Source organism: Leuconostoc holzapfelii, from assembly GCF_012396485.1.
Lineage (GTDB): Bacteria > Bacillota > Bacilli > Lactobacillales > Lactobacillaceae > Leuconostoc > Leuconostoc holzapfelii.
In genome coordinates, this window is record NZ_JAAXPO010000002.1 from 208,063 (window position 1) to 225,524 (window position 17,462).

Below are 17,462 nucleotides of genomic sequence, written 5' to 3' on the forward strand. Positions count from 1 at the left end.
ACGCTTTTTTCATAGCTTTGCAAGCCTATTTTCCAGGCTGTCCGCGGTATTTTATACATGTTCGGTATCAAATGCTGGTACATCTGGATCCCGTGCAATATCAACTAATTGTAAGAACTTTTCAGGATCTAGCGCCGCCGTACCAACAAGCACGCCATCAATGTCGTCTTGACGCATGATTTCACGTGCGTTATCCGGTGTCACTGAGCCACCGTACAGCACCCGCACCTGTTCAGCAATCACTGGCGAATACAACTTCGCGAGTGTTTGTCGAATTAAATGAGCGGCTTTCTGTGCCTGATCGGCACTCGCTGCTTCGCCTGAGCCAATTGCCCAGGTCGGTTCATAAGCAATCGTCACATTCCGAATTTGATCAACCGACACACCAGCAAGGGCCGCGGCGACTTGCGCCACAGACGGCTCAGCATCCATGAACTGGGCATACGTGCTCATGTCTTCATCAACATCAATAATTGGCCGCAAGCCATTACGTAAGGCCGCCGTCACTTTGAGATTGACCGTCGAGTCCGTTTCATTAAAAAATTTCCGACGTTCAAAATGACCAATCAAAACATAGGTAGCACCAATATCTTTTAAAGCTTTGGGTGACGTTTCGCCAGTATAGGCGCCACTATCTTCCCAATGGACATTTTCTGCCACCACATGAATTGGTGTGCCCGCGGTTGCGCGAACCATGTCTGCCAAAAATAAGTCTTGGGCAGCTAAACCAGTTTCAACCGTGCGCTGATCTGGCACTTTACCATTGACCTGGGCCAAGAAATCTGCCACATCCGTCTGCAACTTATTAATTTTCCAATTCGCGACGACAAACGGCACGCGCTTGGCTTTATGCATTTTTGCCATCATGATTGATCATCTCCTCGCAACATAACAAACATAAACACCGCTTCAATTGAAAGCAACATCGCAGTGTACTGCGCTTCTTCATTAATTAAGTGCAATAGAATATAGCTGGCAACCAAAGCGCCCAGCCCCATGCTTGTTTTAATCAGCGAGCGTTGGTATTTGCTGCGGGTTAATTGTTCCAGCAACCGCTTGTTTTCGGTTTCCAAATCGGAAATGTCTAACTTCAACGCTTCAATTTGATCCAACATTTGATCATTTTCTTGTTGCATGAGGTCAAAATCCGACTGCGATAACGCTTCTTCAGTTTTTATTTCACGCTTCATTCGTTTGAAAAGTAACATCATTATTCTCCATTACTTCTATTTTACCATAAGAAAAATGCCCATTGGTCATCATTCAAAGAGCAAAAAAGCTATTTCATCAGGAACCTGATAAAATAGCTTGGATGCAGCCGGCGGGAGTCGAACCCGCACGCCCTAAACGGGCACAGGATCCTTAATCCTGCGCGTCTGCCAATTCCGCCACGGCTGCGATGTTGTTTGTATTGACAACTTTATTATTGTAACTTACTCATCATGAGATGTCAATATCTTACGCACATCCCCCACCCCCGATTCATACACCACCAACAAAAATCATTGGAGTATCAAGGGTTTTGGCTGATATCACTTCACGTCTACTAGGTTATTTTTTTCTTTTAATGTTGGCTTAATTTTCACGGTCGTTTCCCTTGCTTATTCCTAGCAATGTGTTACACTGGTCTTGTAATAAAAGTTATTGATTTTGATTTGTTTTTCTCGGAAGGCGCTCAAGTACCAATTATTTATGTTACAAACTACAAACACATTGGTGAGCACACCAAAGGAGAAACACATCATGGAAAAAGGCACAGTAAAGTGGTTTAACGGCGAAAAGGGTTACGGTTTCGTAACTCGCGAAAACGGTGAAGATGTCTTCGCACACTTCTCAGCTATCCAAGGCGAAGGCTTCAAGACACTTGAAGAAGGCCAAGCTGTTGAATTCGAAGTTGAAACTTCAGACCGCGGTTTGCAAGCTGCAAACATCGTTAAGTTGTAAGATTCTTAACCCACTGAGAAAACTCGCTTAGGCGAGTTTTTTTGTGCCCAAAATTCGTGGTATAATGGTTTTGTTAGATTAAACACAAATGAAGGAGTTTAGCACACATGGCTAAGTTAGTATTAATCCGTCACGGTCAAAGTGAATGGAACGCATTGAACTTGTTTAACGGTTGGATCGACACAAAGTTGTCAGACAAGGGTGTTGCCCAAGCAAAAGAAGCTGGTGAATTATTGGCTGCCGAAGGTATCCAATTCGACCAAGCTTACACTTCTGTTTTGACACGTGCCATCACAACCTTGCACTACGCATTGGAAGAAGCTGGTCAATTGTTCATTCCTGAAGCCAAGTCATGGCGTTTAAACGAACGTCACTACGGTGCTTTGCAAGGCCAAAACAAGGCTGAAGCTGCTGAAAAGTGGGGTGACGAACAAGTGCACATCTGGCGTCGTTCATATGACGTTTTGCCACCATTGTTGGATGGCTACGACAAAGAAGTGACTGTTCAAGGCAAGACTTACCCTGCCTTTGACCGCCGTTACGCTGATGTTCCTGAAGGTGAATTGCCATTGGGTGAAAACTTGAAGATCACTTTGGAACGTGTGTTGCCATTCTGGGAATCAGACATCGCGCCACAATTGCAAGCTGGTAAGAACGTTGTCATTGCTGCCCATGGTAACTCATTGCGCGCCTTGGTTAAGCACTTGGAAAACATTTCTGATGATGACATCTTGAATGTTGAAATCGCTAACGGTCAACCATTGGTTTACGACTTGGCAGATGACTTGTCAGTTGTTTCTAAGAAGACTTTGACAAAGTAATGTAAAAATCCTGACGATCATATGATCGTCAGGATTTTTTAGCGTCCTAATTTAAACAAAAAAGTCGGTGATACATTGTGTATCACCGACTGTCGCGATTGCCCCTGCTGGATTCGAACCAGCGCATGGCGGTACCAAAAACCGCTGCCTTACCGCTTGGCGAAGGGGCAATAGTTAATTTATTTCGCCGTTAACTATTAATCGGCTATGGGAGCGGTAGGATTCGAACCTACGAACCCGAAGGAACGGAGTTACAGTCCGTCGCGTTTAGCCAGACTTCGCTACACTCCCATGTCTCAAACAACTATATAATAATATCAAATTATTGTCATCTTGACAACCCCTTGACCACGATTTATTTCACATCCCCATTTAATGCAAGATCCGTGCGTGTTTTCAAGTAAATTATCTTGTTTATATCAGCGGCATTCATTATACTAGAATAAGGTAAAAAACTGCATTTGGAGTTGTCTCACATGATTGTATCCGCGACCAATAAACAGCGCCGTCACGCGATGATTTGTCTGATTATCGCTAGCTTACTAGGCCTCCTGACAAAATTTAATATCCCTGTGCCAGTCCTACTCGACCAAGCCTTACATGGGTGGTTTAATACCATTCAATCTGGATTTGGTGATACCGTCATGGCCATCGCCACCTTTTTGGGCAATCCGATAGTTGACGTCATTTATACCTTTGTTTTGGCTGGGGTCTTATTGATTGCGCAACTCCGTGTGCCTGCCATCTGGACCGTTGCGACTTTATTAGTCGGCGATTTGGCATTGACTCTGATGCGCCTCGTCATCAACCGGCCACGGCCAGTGGGGCATCTCTTGGCTGATAGCGCTTCCTCATTCCCGAGTTTTCACGTGTTTGGGCTGTTCGTTGTCATCTTTATCATCAGTTTGCTGGTCACACCAAACATTACCAGCCGACGCGCTCAGATCATTATCCAATGGTTGACACAATTATTTGGCGCCATGACCATTATGAGCCGCCTTTACTTCAACGCTAATTTCTTTAGCGACACCGTGGCTGCCATTTTATTCGCCTATGCTTGGGTGATTTTTGCCGCAACGCTTTATCCAAAGCTAGCAACCTTTCTACAACAACGCATCCCATTATTTGAACACGAAGAAATCTAAAAAAGCGTGATTGCTCATGGCAATCACGCTTTTTATTTATTGTCCAATTGTATAATCGTCTTCTTCCATGGCTTCAACTGCACCAAGTAAGTAACCATTACCAACACCTGAGAAAAAGTCATGGTTGGCCGTTGAAGTTGAAATACCGTTCATTACCACCGGATTCACATCTTCGGCCCCATCAGGGAACATTGGCTCTTGTCCAAGATTCATCAACGCCTTGTTCGCATTATAGCGCAAGAACGTTAACACTTGTTCTGACCATCCCAAGTCATCATACAATTCATGTGTGTATTTCTCTTCGTTTTCATAAAGATCATACATCAAATCATACATCCATGCTTGGAGCTCTTCTTGTTCTGCTGTGGGTAGTTGATTAAAGCCGACTTGGAATTTGTAGCCAATGTATGTCCCGTGGACGGATTCGTCACGGATAATCAACTTAATAATTTCTGCCACGTTTAACATCTTATTGTGACCCAAGAAATAAAGCGGCGTATAGAAACCTGAATAGAATAAGAATGTTTCCAAAAAGACAGAGGCAATCTTCTTTTGCAATGGCGTGCCGGTTTGGTAAATATCATTGATGCGGTTGGCCTTATATTGCAAAAATTCGTTGGTATCGGCCCAGTCAAAAATCGCCTCAATTTCTGCCTTTTCGTTCAACGTTTCAAAAATTGATGAATACGACTTGGCATGAACAGATTCCATGAACTGGATATTGTTCAAAACCGCCTCTTCTTTTTGGTTCACAACATCTAACTTGAGTTGCGCCATCCCATCTTGAGACTGCAACGTATCCAAGGTTGTCAGACCACCAAACACCAAATTCATCGTTTGGCGTTCTTGGGGTGACATGTTCCCACGCCAAGTCCGTAAATCATTGGAAATCGGAATACGCGTGTCTAACCAGAACTGTTGGGTTAATTTTTCCCAAGTGGCCTTGTCCAACTCGTCTTCGATGTGATTCCAGTTAATTGCTGTATATGACTGATCTTTTAAATGTGCCAAAATTATTCTCCAAATAGTGGTTTGATGATGTGATAGGCTTTTTCAGCGTCAAACTTACTCCCACGCAATTCATAAGCAAATAGCATAGGTACATTGAAACGTTGGGCGTAACGCGTCGCCGTTAAGTTAAACTGCACATTGAAGTTACGGTTCCCTGAACCAATCACCCCTTTGAGGTACTGACGATTGCGACCAAAAGCAATGTAGTCGCCTAATGCGTTCGTGAAAATCTCTGTGACTTCCGGTCCGGTGCCCGTGCCACCCGTTAAATACGTCGGCACAACGGCTACAAACGGTGCCGTTTCGTTTGCATAGTCGGTCTCTTCCCCAATGCAACGCGCCACCACGATGTCGCCATTTTCTGCGGCAATATCGGTTAACTTGGTCACAAAGGATGTGGTATTGCCCTCTGTTGACGCATATAAAATATTAATCTTCGCCATAACCCTCAATCTCTCGTTTCATGCTGTCTGCAACTGCCGCCCCCTATTATGCTTCACGTCATTAAATTGAGCAGCTTTCACACTCGTTCACACCAGACTCTTGGTTATCATCTGTAAACGTGCGGACGTAATACAATGACTTAATCCCTTTGTTAAAGGCATAATGGCGCAAGATGGTTAAATCACGCGTCGTCATCTTGTCAGTCCGACCTTTCTTCCATTCATACAACGCACTTGATAGTGTTGAACGCATGAATAATGTTAACGCCATCCCTTGGTCAATGTGTTCTTGGGCTGCAGCATAAACGTCAATGACCTTACGCATATCCGTGTCATAAGCAGACACGTAATATGGCATAGTGTCATTATTCAAGCCTGGGGCTGGATAATAAACCTTCCCAATCATCCCCTCTTGGCGTTCTTCAATCTTATTCACAATTGGCAGCAATGTTGCGGTGGTATCGTTCACATAAGAAATTGATCCTGTTGGGGCAATCGCATGACGATACGCATTGTACATGCCGTATTTTGCCACGTTGTCTTTCAACTCTGCCCAATCGCGTCGGGTTGGGACATGATGGTTGGCAAAAGCGGCCGCTACTTGGGCTGTCTTTGGTGTCCAATCTTGGGTGAGATACTTATCAAAGTAACGCCCATCAGCATAAGCTGACTTATCGAAGTCAAAGAAAGTTTCTTGGCGTTCCTTTGCAATCTTCATAGAAGCTTTAATTGAATAATAGTTCAACGTCATGAAGAATGTCGTCGTGAAGTCAAGCGATGTCGCATCCCCATAATACATCTGATTTTGCGCAAAATAGGCGGCCAAGCCCATGGCACCCAAGCCAATGGCGTGCTTTTCTTGGTTACCCTTGGCAATTGAAGGCACCACGTCAAGGTTTGATGTATCTGAGACAAATGTTAGGGCGCGTACCATCGTGTCAACAGACGTTTCAAAATCCGGTGTCGCCATCATGTTCACAATGTTGATTGACCCCAGGTTGCAGCTCACATCTGAACCTAGGCGCGTATAGTGTTGTCCGTTATCCAAGTCAGAGGGTGTCTGAACTTGAAGAATTTCAGAACACAAGTTAGATGAGACAATTTTACCCGCAATCGGATTCGCACGGTTTGTGACATCAATGTTAATGATGTAAGGATAGCCCGATTCTTGTTGTAACTTTGAGATTTCTTCTTCCAATACACGTGCATTCACACGGTACTTGGTGATTTGCTCATTTGCCACCATGTTGTCGTATTCAGCAGTGATGTCCACGTAGTTAAATGGCTCACCATAGACTTTTTCAACATCAGCTGGGCTAAACAAGTACATGTCTTCGTTTTGACGGACTAATTCATAGAACTTATCTGGTACAGTCAAGCCCAAAGAAAGTGTCTTGACACGAATCTTTTCGTCAGCATTTTCTTTCTTAGTGGACAAAAAGGCCATAATATCTGGATGGAACACCGAGAGATACACGACCCCAGCCCCTTGGCGTGCGCCAACTTGTGAGGAAAAGGTAAATGAATCTTCCAACAACTTCATAATTGGCACAACGCCACCCGCTGAGTTCGCAATCCCCATGACCGGTGCACCAGCTTCACGTAAGTTAGACACGTTAATGCCAACACCGCCACCCATCTTAGATAACTGCAACGCCGAATTGATGGTCCGACCAATCGAGTTCATATCATCTGACGTTTGAATAATGAAGCACGATACCAATTCACCACGACGTGCCCGCCCAGCATTCAAAAAGCTGGGTGTTGCAGGTTGGTAGCGCTGATGAATCATTTCATCAGCCAAACGCAAAGCCAACGCTTCGTTGCCGGCAGCATAATACAAAGCATTCATCGCCACGCGATCCACATAAGTCTCCACGTAGTATTGCCCGTCGTTGGTCTTTAATGCATATTGATTGTAGAACTTAAAGGCCGCCATAAAGGACTTGAAGTTAAAGTGCTCGCCTTCAAGGTAGGCATACAATTCTTCAATGAATGCCAACCGGTATTGCGCAATAAAGTCGCGTTCCAAAAAGTTGTTGTCAAACAACCAATCAAAACGTTCCGCCAATGAATCAAACTTTAAGACATTAGGCCAGACGTTTTCTTGTAAAAAGGCGTCCAGGGCTTCTTGGTCTTTATCCAGTTGAATCTGGTTATCTTTTGGGATATTAACTTGGTTATTCAAATCAAAATAAGTGACTTGATCAATGTTCAATTCTTTTAATGGCATAATTTCTATCCTCTAGCCTGCGGCTTTATAATAACAAAAAGCGGAATTCAACAACTTGCAGCCGTTGATTCCGCCTTTGTGGGTAACCGTGAGATGGTTAAGCTGAAATCTTTTTTAACACGTCTGGGCGGAAACCAGAAAACTTTGGCATCCCTTCAATCGCAACAACCGGTGTTTGGCGGAAACCGTCTGCTTTAAGCGTCTCGACATACGCCACTTCTTCTTCAATGTTGATTTCTTTAAAAGGAATCCCTTGTGCTGACAAAAACTTCTTTGTCATCTTGCATTGTACGCAATTATATTTCGTATAAACCGTTACTTTTTCCATGGGCCAACCTCTTTCAAAAACATGATTTTGTCTTGCACTGATAAACTGTTACTTGCTAGTTTACCGCGTTTGCCAAAATTTACAAGGACTATATGCGTCTTCACAAACAGTTGTTCGACATCAGACAAGCTTGACACCGATTTGGCGAGAAAAATGATTTTTAATTTCACAAACTTATTTTCCAACCCCGACAAAGGCCGTCAAATCAACACCTATGTCCATTTCATCACAAATGCAATCTTATTGAAAATTTTAGAATTTTACCCTTGACAGCCAAGAAACCACTCGTACCGGCATCTGATCGTTTGCTCGCTCATGACAAATACGAAATTGTGTTCGTTCTTGACCACGCGGCTGGCTGGCTTTACCAAACGCTGACGCGCCCTGTTTTTATTTCAGCGTATTTTCTGGTATAATATCCGGTAGTATACATAAGAAAAGAGGTTTACGACTTTGGATTCAGGTCCGTCTATGCTCCTTAACTTTTTCATTATTGTTTTGGTGCTGTTGCTTGCTATTTTGTTTACATTAACAGAATACTCTTTGGTTAAAGTGCGTCTCAGTGCGTTACGTGATATGCAGGAGAAGCGCGAAAAGCCTTCACGCAATATCGACCACGCCATTCATATGGTGACCCACTTAACTGAATATTTATCGACTGCACAAGTCGGTATCACATTAACGAGTTTGATTTTAGGTTGGATCGGTGAAGAAACCGTCGCTGACATCATTCTCAGTTCAGGGATTATTCCAGCTGAATATGCGCGCGCTGTCTCATCAGTTTCTGCCATGATTATTTTCACGGTGGTGCACGCCGTCTTCACTGACTTGGTGCCTAAAAACATCGCGATCGAAGAACCGATTAAGGTCTTGTTACTCATCGTTCGCCCTGTTCGTTTCTTCCACATTTTGTTGTTCCCTTTGATTTGGACATTAGACCACTTATCAAATGTGATCACACACATGCTTGGCTTCCGTACGGATGGCGAGGAAGATATTTACTCACAAACAGAAATTTTGTCTCTCTCAAGAAATGCCGCCGCTGCTGGTGAACTTGATGAAGAAGACTTAACATTTATGAAGCGCGCCTTTGAAATGAACGATAAGGTGGCCGTCGATATCATGATCGACCGGACTTCCATGACTGCCGTTGATGTGACAACGACGATTGCGGATGCGCTGAACCTATACCTACAAGAACGATACTCCCGCTTCCCAGTCATTGCCGACAACGACAAGGACAAGGTGTTGGGTTATGTCTTTAACTACGATTTGGTCCGCCAAGCACGCATTAACGATGCTGATCCGGTGGCCAAAATTATGCGTGACATTCCGGCAGTCCCTGAAAATATGGATTTGCACGATGTCATGGACGAAATGATTATGAAGCGCTCACCAATCGCCATTGTCGTTGATGAATACGGTGGCACAAGTGGCTTGATTACCGACAAAGATATCTATGAAGAACTTTTCGGTACTGTCCGCGATGAAATTGATGATGTGTCTGATGATTACATCGAAAAGCTTGGTGACCACCGCTATAAGGTCTCAGGTAAGATGACTCTGTATGATTTTGAACGTTACTTTAGTCAAAAGATTAAAGAATTGGAAGAAGACGACGCGGTAACTTTGACCGGTTATGTCTTAAACCACGACCCTGAATTTAGAGCCGGTGATACCATGACCGTGGCTAACTTTAAGTTCACTGCCTTGGATTACGACAATGCTTACATTTCAGAATTTATCGTTCAAGCCTTACCGACGCCACAACAAGACTTGAATCAAAACGGCATTTTCGATGAAGATGAAGCGGCTGAAAAGCCCGCGTCAACTGAAGAACCTGCTTAATCTTAAAGCCGCTATCGCGGCTTTTTTTGTGCCCTGCAATTCTAAAAATTCCATGTTAGAATGGAAGTAGTAAACATTTAGGAGGCGATTGTACGTCATTGCGGCACCCATTCTCACGCAATGCACTTACGAATATTACTATGGCCATTAACTTATATATTGTGCGTCACGGCGAAACTTATTTTAACTTTTTGCACCGGTTTCAAGGCTGGTCAGATGCCCCGTTAACACCAAAAGGGATCCAACACGGACACGATGCCGGGACTCGACTGGCTCGTATTCACTTTGACGGCGCTTATTCATCAGATTTAACGCGCGCCATTCATACCGCGCGCTATATTCTGCAAAATAACACCGCCGATTCACCAAAGGAACCCACCCAACTCTTTGATTTCCGCGAGCAGTTCTTTGGCTCATTTGAAGGCGTTAATGGCGAAACTGTCACCACCACGCTCACGGCTTACAAGACCGAACCTTTCGAGACTTACGCGAACTTAATTGCGACTTATGGTATGGCCGATGCGATGAATACCATTCAGATTGCTGACCCCTTCCATTTTGCCGAAGATGATGCCCAATGGTGGGCGCGCGTCTCACACGGCTTTGACGATATTCGTTTCCGGCATAAAGACGGCGATAACGTCCTCATTGTCTCGCATGGCACCACGATTCGCGGGATCGCAGAAAAGTTCGCCCGACACGACTTTGCCAGTGAATCTGTTAAAAATGGGGCCGTCATGCAGTTGGCATTAGAACCAGATACAGCGTCTATCCTGCGCTTTAACGACGTCACGACTGTCTTTTAATAGACAATTTGAGCAAAAACTGTTACACTAGCAGTAGTTTAAATAAAGGAAGTGCAATCAATTGTCAAACGAATTTTAAGATCCCGTAGATAAAAATAGTTTTCCTATTTTTATGTGCACATCTTGAGATTGGTCCGCAATTTTGCACACAACACGTAAAATGCCCCCAGTCTCGTCTACTCTGGAGGTATTTTTTATGACTGAACAACACGTTAACGCACCAGCACCACGCCAAGTCTTTCTGGTTGGCTTAACCACAAGCCAAGCGAATTTGACCTATGAACTCGAAGAGCTTGCTAACCTAGCCAAGGCCAACAACTTAACACCGGTCGAAACGTTCACCCAAAAACTCGAACGGCCTAACCCCGCCACTTACTTTGGTAAGGGAAAAGTGGAAGAATTGGCAGAAGCAGCCAAGACTTATGATGTGGATATGATTGTTGCCAACGATGAGTTATCCCCATCTCAGATTCGTAACTTGGAAAAACTCACCAACACGACCGTCTTGGATCGCACGGGGTTAATCTTAGACATTTTTGCCCAACGCGCCCAAACCAAGGAAGCCAAGTTACAAGTACAATTGGCCCGTTTACAGTACCAACTCCCTCGCTTGCGCACAAGTATGTCTGTCAGCCTTGATCAGCAAACGGGTGCTGGTGGTGGTGGCTTCACGTCGCGTGGTTCAGGTGAAACAAAGCTCGAGGAATCACGACGCCGGATTACGTCACAAATGGTGCGGATTCGCCAAGAACTCGCCGAGTTATCCAAAGGCACGTCAACGCGTTCAGCTAAGCGCACCACCAACGAGTTGGCCAATGTCGCTTTAGTCGGGTATACCAACGCCGGTAAGTCAACGTTAATGAACCGCCTGCTCGCCCGCTTTGGCGTCGGTGCGGACACGGACGACACCAAGCAAGTGTTTGAAAAAGACATGTTGTTTGCCACGTTAACGACCACCGTGCGTCAATTGACGTTACCAGATAAGAAACAATTCTTACTGAGTGATACGGTTGGGTTCGTCTCAAAGTTACCACATAACCTGGTGTCCGCCTTTAAATCAACCTTGCAAGAAGCCGCAAATGCTGATTTGCTGCTACAAATCGTTGACGTGTCAGATGAACACTACAAAGACATGATGGCCACCACGGAAAAGACCTTGGCCGAAGTCGGCGTCACTGACGTGCCGATGATCACTGTCTACAACAAAGCTGATCGCACCGAACTCGTCTACCCTGAGGTGTCTGGTGAAAACACGATCACGATTTCCGCCCTAGACCCTGCCTCACAAGATGCGTTAATTGACTTAATCAAGAAGCAAATCTTCAACGACGTGCAAGAAGTCACGCTCCACATCCCCTTTGACCAAGGCGCTGTGCAAGCCAAACTCGCCGCTAAGCATACCTTTAGCAAAGAAGACTATGATGAGACGGGGACGCTGATTACCGTTGAATTGTCCGAGTTAGAACGCAAGTTGTACGCGGATTATATTGTCTAGTAAAAAGCCCCTCACACGGATTAGCGTGTGGGGGGCTTTTTGTTGTATATTTTAAAGAATAATCATTGTAGAAAAATCTAGGTTGAAAATACCTTAATATCGGTATTTATCACAGCTACCTTTTTTATAAAGAGCCACTTTTTTTATTTTACAGAAAACTTCTAACAAATGCGGAGATAGAACTTAAGTAGTTTTATTTGCCTACAGCTCAGAAATCCATAAAATACCCTAATTGCTCAGCTTTGTAGATAGCCTCTTGCTTGTTATTTACCAAAAGCTTTGAATAGATGTGGTTCAAATGATTAAATACTGTTCTCCTACTAATTTGTAACGTTTCCTCTATTTCTTTTATAGAGAGACCTTTCTTACTCAAATTTAAGATATCTATTTCCCGGTCGGTTAAAGATTCAACATAATCTTGAGATTCGATGTGTTCAAAATACTTTTCCCCAGAATCCACTTTTTTTAAGATAGAAATGAGTTGTTTAGGGTCTATATTTTTATCTACAAAACCGTATGCCCCTATTGTTTTTGCTCTCTCTTCATAGATTGACTTAATATATCCTGTCAGCATAACAACTTTCAAGTTAGGAGTAGACTGTATGAGTTCCTCTGCTATCTCCAATCCATTCTCTTTAGAAATATTTGTTAAATTAATATCAAGTAATATAATATCGTACTTAGACAAATCAATCATCACATCGTTAAAATTAGAAGTAATCGTATCTATGACATCTACTTCATCATACTGTTGGAATAACAGTTGGATACTCTTCGCAAATAGTTCATGGTCATCAATTAATAAAATCTTCATAGCATAATTTCCAATCTATGGGAAGTAATATTCTGACATTGAATTGTTTATTATCTATTTGTAGCTCCATATCCCCATCAAAAGCTGCTAGTGTTTCTTGAAATGATTCCAAACCTCTACCATAATTTATAGATTGAACTTTTTCCATTATCTGATTACTCTCCTCAATGATAATAATATCAGATTGAACCTTTAAAGATAAATGAATATCTTTACTAACTCCATATTTTATAGCATTATTAATTAACTCTTTTATAAACCTGTAAACAATATCTCCATATAGAGGTGGGATTATTGTACTATTCGAACAGTTGAAATACAATAATTTATTACTTTTCCTTCTTTTGACAATATCGTCAAAAAGAGACTGTATATTTTCTTTCATTGTTCGATCGGCAGGAACTATTGGGTGGTAAGTATCAATTTCATCTCTAATACCAGAAACTAAATCATTCAACTCATCAACAATGAAACCATGTGTTATATCACTATTTTCTAGAGAGAGTAAGTTTTTTATCGCTATGATATTTTGCAAGACATCATCATGCAAATAATTTGAGAACTCCACTCTTATGTTTTCCTCTGATTTCATAAAATAGTTCAGCCTTCTATTTTCATAGTCAAAATTTTGTTTAGAGTTTTCTAAATCATAAAAGATACAAGAAATTACCACTAGACAAAATAACGTGCTTGCGTCAACGATTATAAAAAATAAAAAAAAATCTTTAACCAGTGCCTTTATGAGTACAACCCAACAAACGATAAGAAGTAGAAATAATAGTTCCATACGAGTTTTGTAGTTACCTAACCATCTTTGAGTCACTAAACTAAATTTATCATGTATGACCCTAAAATAGTATATTGTACTCATTATAAGGGGAAACAGATACCACCCCAAATTATTAAAGGCTTGATTAACATCTAGCATTTCTCCATAAAATTCACTACTAAGTATTACCAGTAAAAGCAAAGAAAACAGTATCAATGAACGTCTTACTACTGATATTTGTTGCCTAAAATAACTATAATATAGCACTATAATCAATAACGGATAAAGGTGTAAAGTAGTAAAAACAATCAGGAATAAGAAATTAAATAAAACTCTATTAACTAAAAGGCTAATTATAGAAACAAAAATAATTATTAACAAGCACTTATCTAGCTTATCCTTAAATTGTTTCTGCCCATATAATATTAAATCAGTAATCTCAACGGTATAACAATAGAGCAATATAATTTGGAGACCACTACTAAAAAAGAGAGGAGTTCCCCTTGATAGCACAGATACTAAGTATTGCCAAATTGTTAAGGAGATGATAGAAATAATTCTTTTAAAAATATCATCTTGTTTTTGGCGTAATATCGTTGCCAGCCAAATAAAAGCAATATCAATAAGGGTCATTACAAGAGCTACTTTTTCAGAGAAAAGAAGAGACAAGTTCTCTCGATTATAGACCAAAATTAACAAGGCTATTAATTGTTGTAACAGGATTATTGCAGTCCCCAAAAATTTACTCTTTGTTATTTTTTCCATTCTTATCATATTATTTACTTAATCATTAAAGTTAAAAGGTTTTTAGAATTAATTGTTGATTATTGACTTCACTGACCGCAATGTCAATAAATAAAATGTGCCATATATTATTAAGAAGAAAAACAGACAAAGCAATAAAGATAACATTATGATATTGCCTGCTACCAATGTATCCATAAATAAATATTTATAGAAAATAAGCAACATACTACCATTTACAATCCCAATTAATACAGGAATAAGGAAAAGTATACCTGTTTCATATCCGAGAATCCGGTTAATCAATTTTTTACTATAACCTAGCTTACTTAGATAGCTATATTCTTCTTTATTTTCCATGATTTCTATGAGGCTTGTAAAGTATAGAATACTACCTGTACAAATAATAAAGAGTATGGATAGGAAAGTTATAAAGATATAAGTCGCAATATTAGCAGTCTTTACTGTATATTCCCTACTATAACTACTGATAACATCAGGAACCATACTAAACTGATTGTAAAATGTTTCGCTTGACCTAATAGAATTTCCATTAAAAGTCCTAATTGTTATTTCTTTTTCTGGAAAACGAGCACTAAGTTCAGCATATAATTTATCAGAAACAACCAGAGTCGTGACACTTGTAGAAAAACTAAAAACATTATTCGTTGATACTTGTTTTACAGTAACATCATATGCATTTTCCAAATTAAAGGTTTTCCCGAGACTAATTTCTGTTGGATAATAATTTATTAACAATGGTAATGACTCACTACCTTCAATAGAATTTGTTCTCCCTTGAGCCTTCATTAACTCTTTATAATCACTGTAATTAATTACATCAAAATAAGGAATTGTTTGCCCAGATTCTGTGATAGTCACTTCTGGGTTAGTGTTCAATCTCAATAGATCAACATCAACCAAGCTCACTTGGTCGTTCTCTAAAATATTTGTAACATTGACTTGACCATTTTCTGATTTAACATTATATTCTATGGCAGATGGAGTCAATCTCTCTATTCCATTAAGAGAATAAGCATAGAGCATTACCATAATTCCAGTAACTGAAACAGTTAATGTTAAAAGACCTCCCAAAACTGTTAATAATTTATTTTTTGTCGCAATACGATAGTTAAATTTGGGATAGATGATATTAGAGAGAGGACGGTATAACCTTTTTTTATTTTCTTTTAACAAAAAAATTACAAAAGTCAATCCATATCTGATTGTAAAAATTGTTCCTAAAATAACTAAGATAATTATTGATAGAGAAATCGGTACCATCCCTATGCTTAATAGCATATTTCGTGTAGATGAAAACACTGTCGCCAAACATAAAATATATGACAATAGCAATGCAGTAATAGCAATAATAGCTCTGACTTTTCTTATCCTGATTTTTTTCTCAGCCTTTCTTGAGAAATTAACAAATTCAATCAAAGACTGTTTACTAATGATAAGTCCATTTGTGATGAAATTAATCAGAAAAACTACAACTAATATTCCTAAAGACTTTATAAACTCATTAACTGTAATAAACCAATGAACTTCCATTGTTAAATCCAATAGATGAGTAATTACCAGTACAGCTAAAAAATATAAAGTCGGTCCCAACAATAAACTTACCAAGTAACTCAAAACTAGAATAACAAGATTTTCTAAAGTCAGTAATTTTGTTAATTCTCTTTTTGAAAAACCTAGTATTGCTAAGACTCCAAGCTCTTGACTACGTTTTTTAACAAAGAAATTATTGAAATAAATTAAGAATACCACCAAAAATACAATCAAAAAAACCAATGACCCATTAGCGATAACTAGAGCTTGACCACTATCCCCAATTTTTTCCGCAATGATTTTATCTGAGATAAAATTTAGAAAAGCTATAAAAACACTTAATAAACCGATCGTAGCTAGAAAATAGATACGATATAACGAAAAATTTTTTTTAATGTTAGATTTTGTAATTGACCAAATCATATTACTCTCCTCTATCGGATAAAGCTTGACTAATTACATCGTAAAACGACTCTCCACAATCTTTTTTATCAATCTCCATGTGAAGTTTCCCATCTTTGAGGAGTATAACTCTGTCAGCATAAGAAGCTGATAAAACGTCATGAGTAACCATTAAAATAGTTACCTTTTCTGTTTTATTGATTTCACTCAAAATCCCCATTGTTCCTTCAGAAGATTTCAAGTCAAGTGCTCCAGTGGGTTCGTCAGCAAAAATAATCTCTGGTTCTTTAATGATTGCTCTGATAATACTGACCCTCTGTCTTTGACCTCCAGAAAGTTGATACGGATATTTCTTCAACTGTTCATATAAATTAAATCTTTTTGCATAGCTATTTATCAAATCATCAATCTTTGAAGAATCAACATTTTTTAGAGACAAAGCAACAGAAATATTCTCCCTAATGGTTAGACTGTCTAACAGCATATAATCTTGAAAAACAAAACCAATATCATTTTTTCTAAAATTAGTTGCCTCCTTATCAGAGAATGTGCTAATCTCTTTATCCGCACAATAAATATTCCCACTATCAATTTTATCAATAATTGAAGTAACATTTAAAAGCGTCGTTTTCCCACTACCGCTACGCCCCATGACAGCTACAAATTCTCCTTTTTCCACAATCATATTGATATGGTCTAGAGCATAATTCAGTTGATTGGGATATTTTTTGCAAACATCTTTTAATACTAATTGTTTCATTTTAGCTCTTCCTCCTGATATTTATTCATATACGAGTCATATAAGTCACAATAATACTTATTATTTTTGTACAAAGAAACATTATAGTTTCAAATAACTGATTTTCAAACTCACTATAAAATAACTTATGTGTCTTTTCCCTTAACAAATAAATATTTTCACTAATAGAAGTATCTAATATGTCGTAATCAAAAATTGAGTTAAAGTATTCGTAAAACTGATGTTGCTGATATTCTAACTTTAATTCATTTCTTTTTATCATATTTATCCCTACCATCGCTAAAAAATCCTGCCTAGACTAAGTCTAAACAGGAAATTTTAGTCTGCTCATCCAGATTGTTTTAA

General features: G+C 40.0%; 16 protein-coding genes, 3 tRNA genes and 1 pseudogene. 6 read left to right on the top strand and 14 right to left on the bottom strand.

The features are described 5' to 3' along the window. Positions 1-51 precede the first annotated feature (51 nt). The 3 genes from tpiA to HF966_RS02510 form a co-directional block, all read right to left on the bottom strand. On the bottom strand, positions 52-864 hold the full coding sequence (gene tpiA, locus HF966_RS02500; protein WP_168676153.1) for a triose-phosphate isomerase: 813 nt from the start codon (positions 862-864) through the stop codon (positions 52-54). Then, positions 864-1,208, bottom strand: coding sequence for a hypothetical protein (locus HF966_RS02505; RefSeq protein ID WP_168676084.1), 345 nt, complete (start codon positions 1,206-1,208; stop codon positions 864-866). The genes tpiA and HF966_RS02505 overlap by 1 nt, the downstream gene beginning before the upstream one ends. A gap of 105 nt (positions 1,209-1,313) precedes the next feature. After that, positions 1,314-1,398 (bottom strand) — tRNA-Leu (locus HF966_RS02510). A gap of 345 nt (positions 1,399-1,743) precedes the next feature. On the opposite strand from HF966_RS02510, the gene HF966_RS02515 reads away from it, so the two are divergent. Both HF966_RS02515 and gpmA read left to right on the top strand, forming a co-directional pair. Next, entirely contained in the window at positions 1,744-1,944 is a 201-nt protein-coding gene (locus tag HF966_RS02515) for a cold-shock protein (protein ID WP_168676085.1), read from the top strand. Positions 1,945-2,051: 107 nt separating this feature from the next. Then, positions 2,052-2,765, top strand: coding sequence for a 2,3-diphosphoglycerate-dependent phosphoglycerate mutase (gene gpmA / locus HF966_RS02520; protein WP_168676086.1), 714 nt, complete (start codon positions 2,052-2,054; stop codon positions 2,763-2,765). A gap of 98 nt (positions 2,766-2,863) precedes the next feature. On the opposite strand, the gene HF966_RS02525 is transcribed toward gpmA, so the two are convergent. Next, a tRNA-Gln gene (locus HF966_RS02525) sits at positions 2,864-2,935 on the bottom strand. A gap of 38 nt (positions 2,936-2,973) precedes the next feature. Next, positions 2,974-3,056 (bottom strand) — tRNA-Tyr (locus HF966_RS02530). Positions 3,057-3,241: 185 nt separating this feature from the next. Here HF966_RS02530 and HF966_RS02535 point away from each other — a divergent pair. After that, on the top strand, positions 3,242-3,910 hold the full coding sequence (locus HF966_RS02535; protein WP_168676087.1) for a phosphatase PAP2 family protein: 669 nt from the start codon (positions 3,242-3,244) through the stop codon (positions 3,908-3,910). A 36-nt stretch (positions 3,911-3,946) separates the two neighbouring features. Here HF966_RS02535 and nrdF read toward each other — a convergent pair whose 3' ends face one another. From nrdF to nrdH, 4 genes are all read right to left on the bottom strand, one after another. Then, the gene (gene nrdF / locus HF966_RS02540; protein WP_168676088.1) at positions 3,947-4,921 is read right to left on the bottom strand and encodes a class 1b ribonucleoside-diphosphate reductase subunit beta; all 975 of its coding nucleotides are present in this window, start codon (positions 4,919-4,921) and stop codon (positions 3,947-3,949) included. A gap of 2 nt (positions 4,922-4,923) precedes the next feature. Further along, positions 4,924-5,364, bottom strand: coding sequence for a class Ib ribonucleoside-diphosphate reductase assembly flavoprotein NrdI (locus HF966_RS02545; protein ID WP_168676089.1), 441 nt, complete (start codon positions 5,362-5,364; stop codon positions 4,924-4,926). A gap of 61 nt (positions 5,365-5,425) precedes the next feature. Next, positions 5,426-7,597, bottom strand: coding sequence for a class 1b ribonucleoside-diphosphate reductase subunit alpha (nrdE, locus tag HF966_RS02550; protein WP_168676090.1), 2,172 nt, complete (start codon positions 7,595-7,597; stop codon positions 5,426-5,428). A gap of 97 nt (positions 7,598-7,694) precedes the next feature. Then, positions 7,695-7,925: a glutaredoxin-like protein NrdH gene (nrdH, locus tag HF966_RS02555; protein ID WP_029508861.1), complete on the bottom strand. Its 231-nt coding sequence runs from the start codon at positions 7,923-7,925 to the stop codon at positions 7,695-7,697. A 453-nt stretch (positions 7,926-8,378) separates the two neighbouring features. On the opposite strand from nrdH, the gene HF966_RS02560 reads away from it, so the two are divergent. The 3 genes from HF966_RS02560 to hflX all read left to right on the top strand — a co-directional run bounded on the left by HF966_RS02560 (position 8,379) and on the right by hflX (position 12,074). After that, positions 8,379-9,773: a hemolysin family protein gene (locus HF966_RS02560; RefSeq protein WP_168676091.1), complete on the top strand. Its 1,395-nt coding sequence runs from the start codon at positions 8,379-8,381 to the stop codon at positions 9,771-9,773. A gap of 140 nt (positions 9,774-9,913) precedes the next feature. Continuing rightward, positions 9,914-10,579 carry a histidine phosphatase family protein gene (locus HF966_RS02565; protein WP_168676092.1) on the top strand — a complete coding sequence of 222 codons (666 nt, stop codon included), beginning with the start codon at positions 9,914-9,916 and terminating at the stop codon, positions 10,577-10,579. A gap of 196 nt (positions 10,580-10,775) precedes the next feature. Continuing rightward, a complete protein-coding gene (gene hflX / locus HF966_RS02570) occupies positions 10,776-12,074 on the top strand; it encodes a GTPase HflX (protein ID WP_168676093.1) in 1,299 nt (432 codons plus the stop codon). A 208-nt stretch (positions 12,075-12,282) separates the two neighbouring features. Here the strand turns inward: hflX and HF966_RS02575 are convergent, their stop codons facing one another. The 5 genes and pseudogenes from HF966_RS02575 to HF966_RS08855 form a co-directional block, all read right to left on the bottom strand. Next, positions 12,283-12,888, bottom strand: coding sequence for a response regulator transcription factor (locus tag HF966_RS02575; protein ID WP_168676094.1), 606 nt, complete (start codon positions 12,886-12,888; stop codon positions 12,283-12,285). Then, on the bottom strand, positions 12,869-14,431 hold the full coding sequence (locus tag HF966_RS02580; RefSeq protein ID WP_168676095.1) for a sensor histidine kinase: 1,563 nt from the start codon (positions 14,429-14,431) through the stop codon (positions 12,869-12,871). Before HF966_RS02580 ends, HF966_RS02575 begins: the two co-directional genes overlap by 20 nt. Positions 14,432-14,470: 39 nt before the next feature. Continuing rightward, the gene (locus tag HF966_RS02585) at positions 14,471-16,378 is read right to left on the bottom strand and encodes an FtsX-like permease family protein (protein WP_168676096.1); all 1,908 of its coding nucleotides are present in this window, start codon (positions 16,376-16,378) and stop codon (positions 14,471-14,473) included. A 1-nt stretch (position 16,379) separates the two neighbouring features. After that, entirely contained in the window at positions 16,380-17,117 is a 738-nt protein-coding gene (locus HF966_RS02590) for an ABC transporter ATP-binding protein (RefSeq protein ID WP_168676097.1), read from the bottom strand. Then, positions 17,114-17,191: pseudogene (locus HF966_RS08855) on the bottom strand (ATP-binding cassette domain-containing protein); the annotation flags it as partial. The gene HF966_RS02590 and the pseudogene HF966_RS08855, both read right to left, overlap by 4 nt. Between the last annotated feature and the right edge of the window lie 271 nt (positions 17,192-17,462).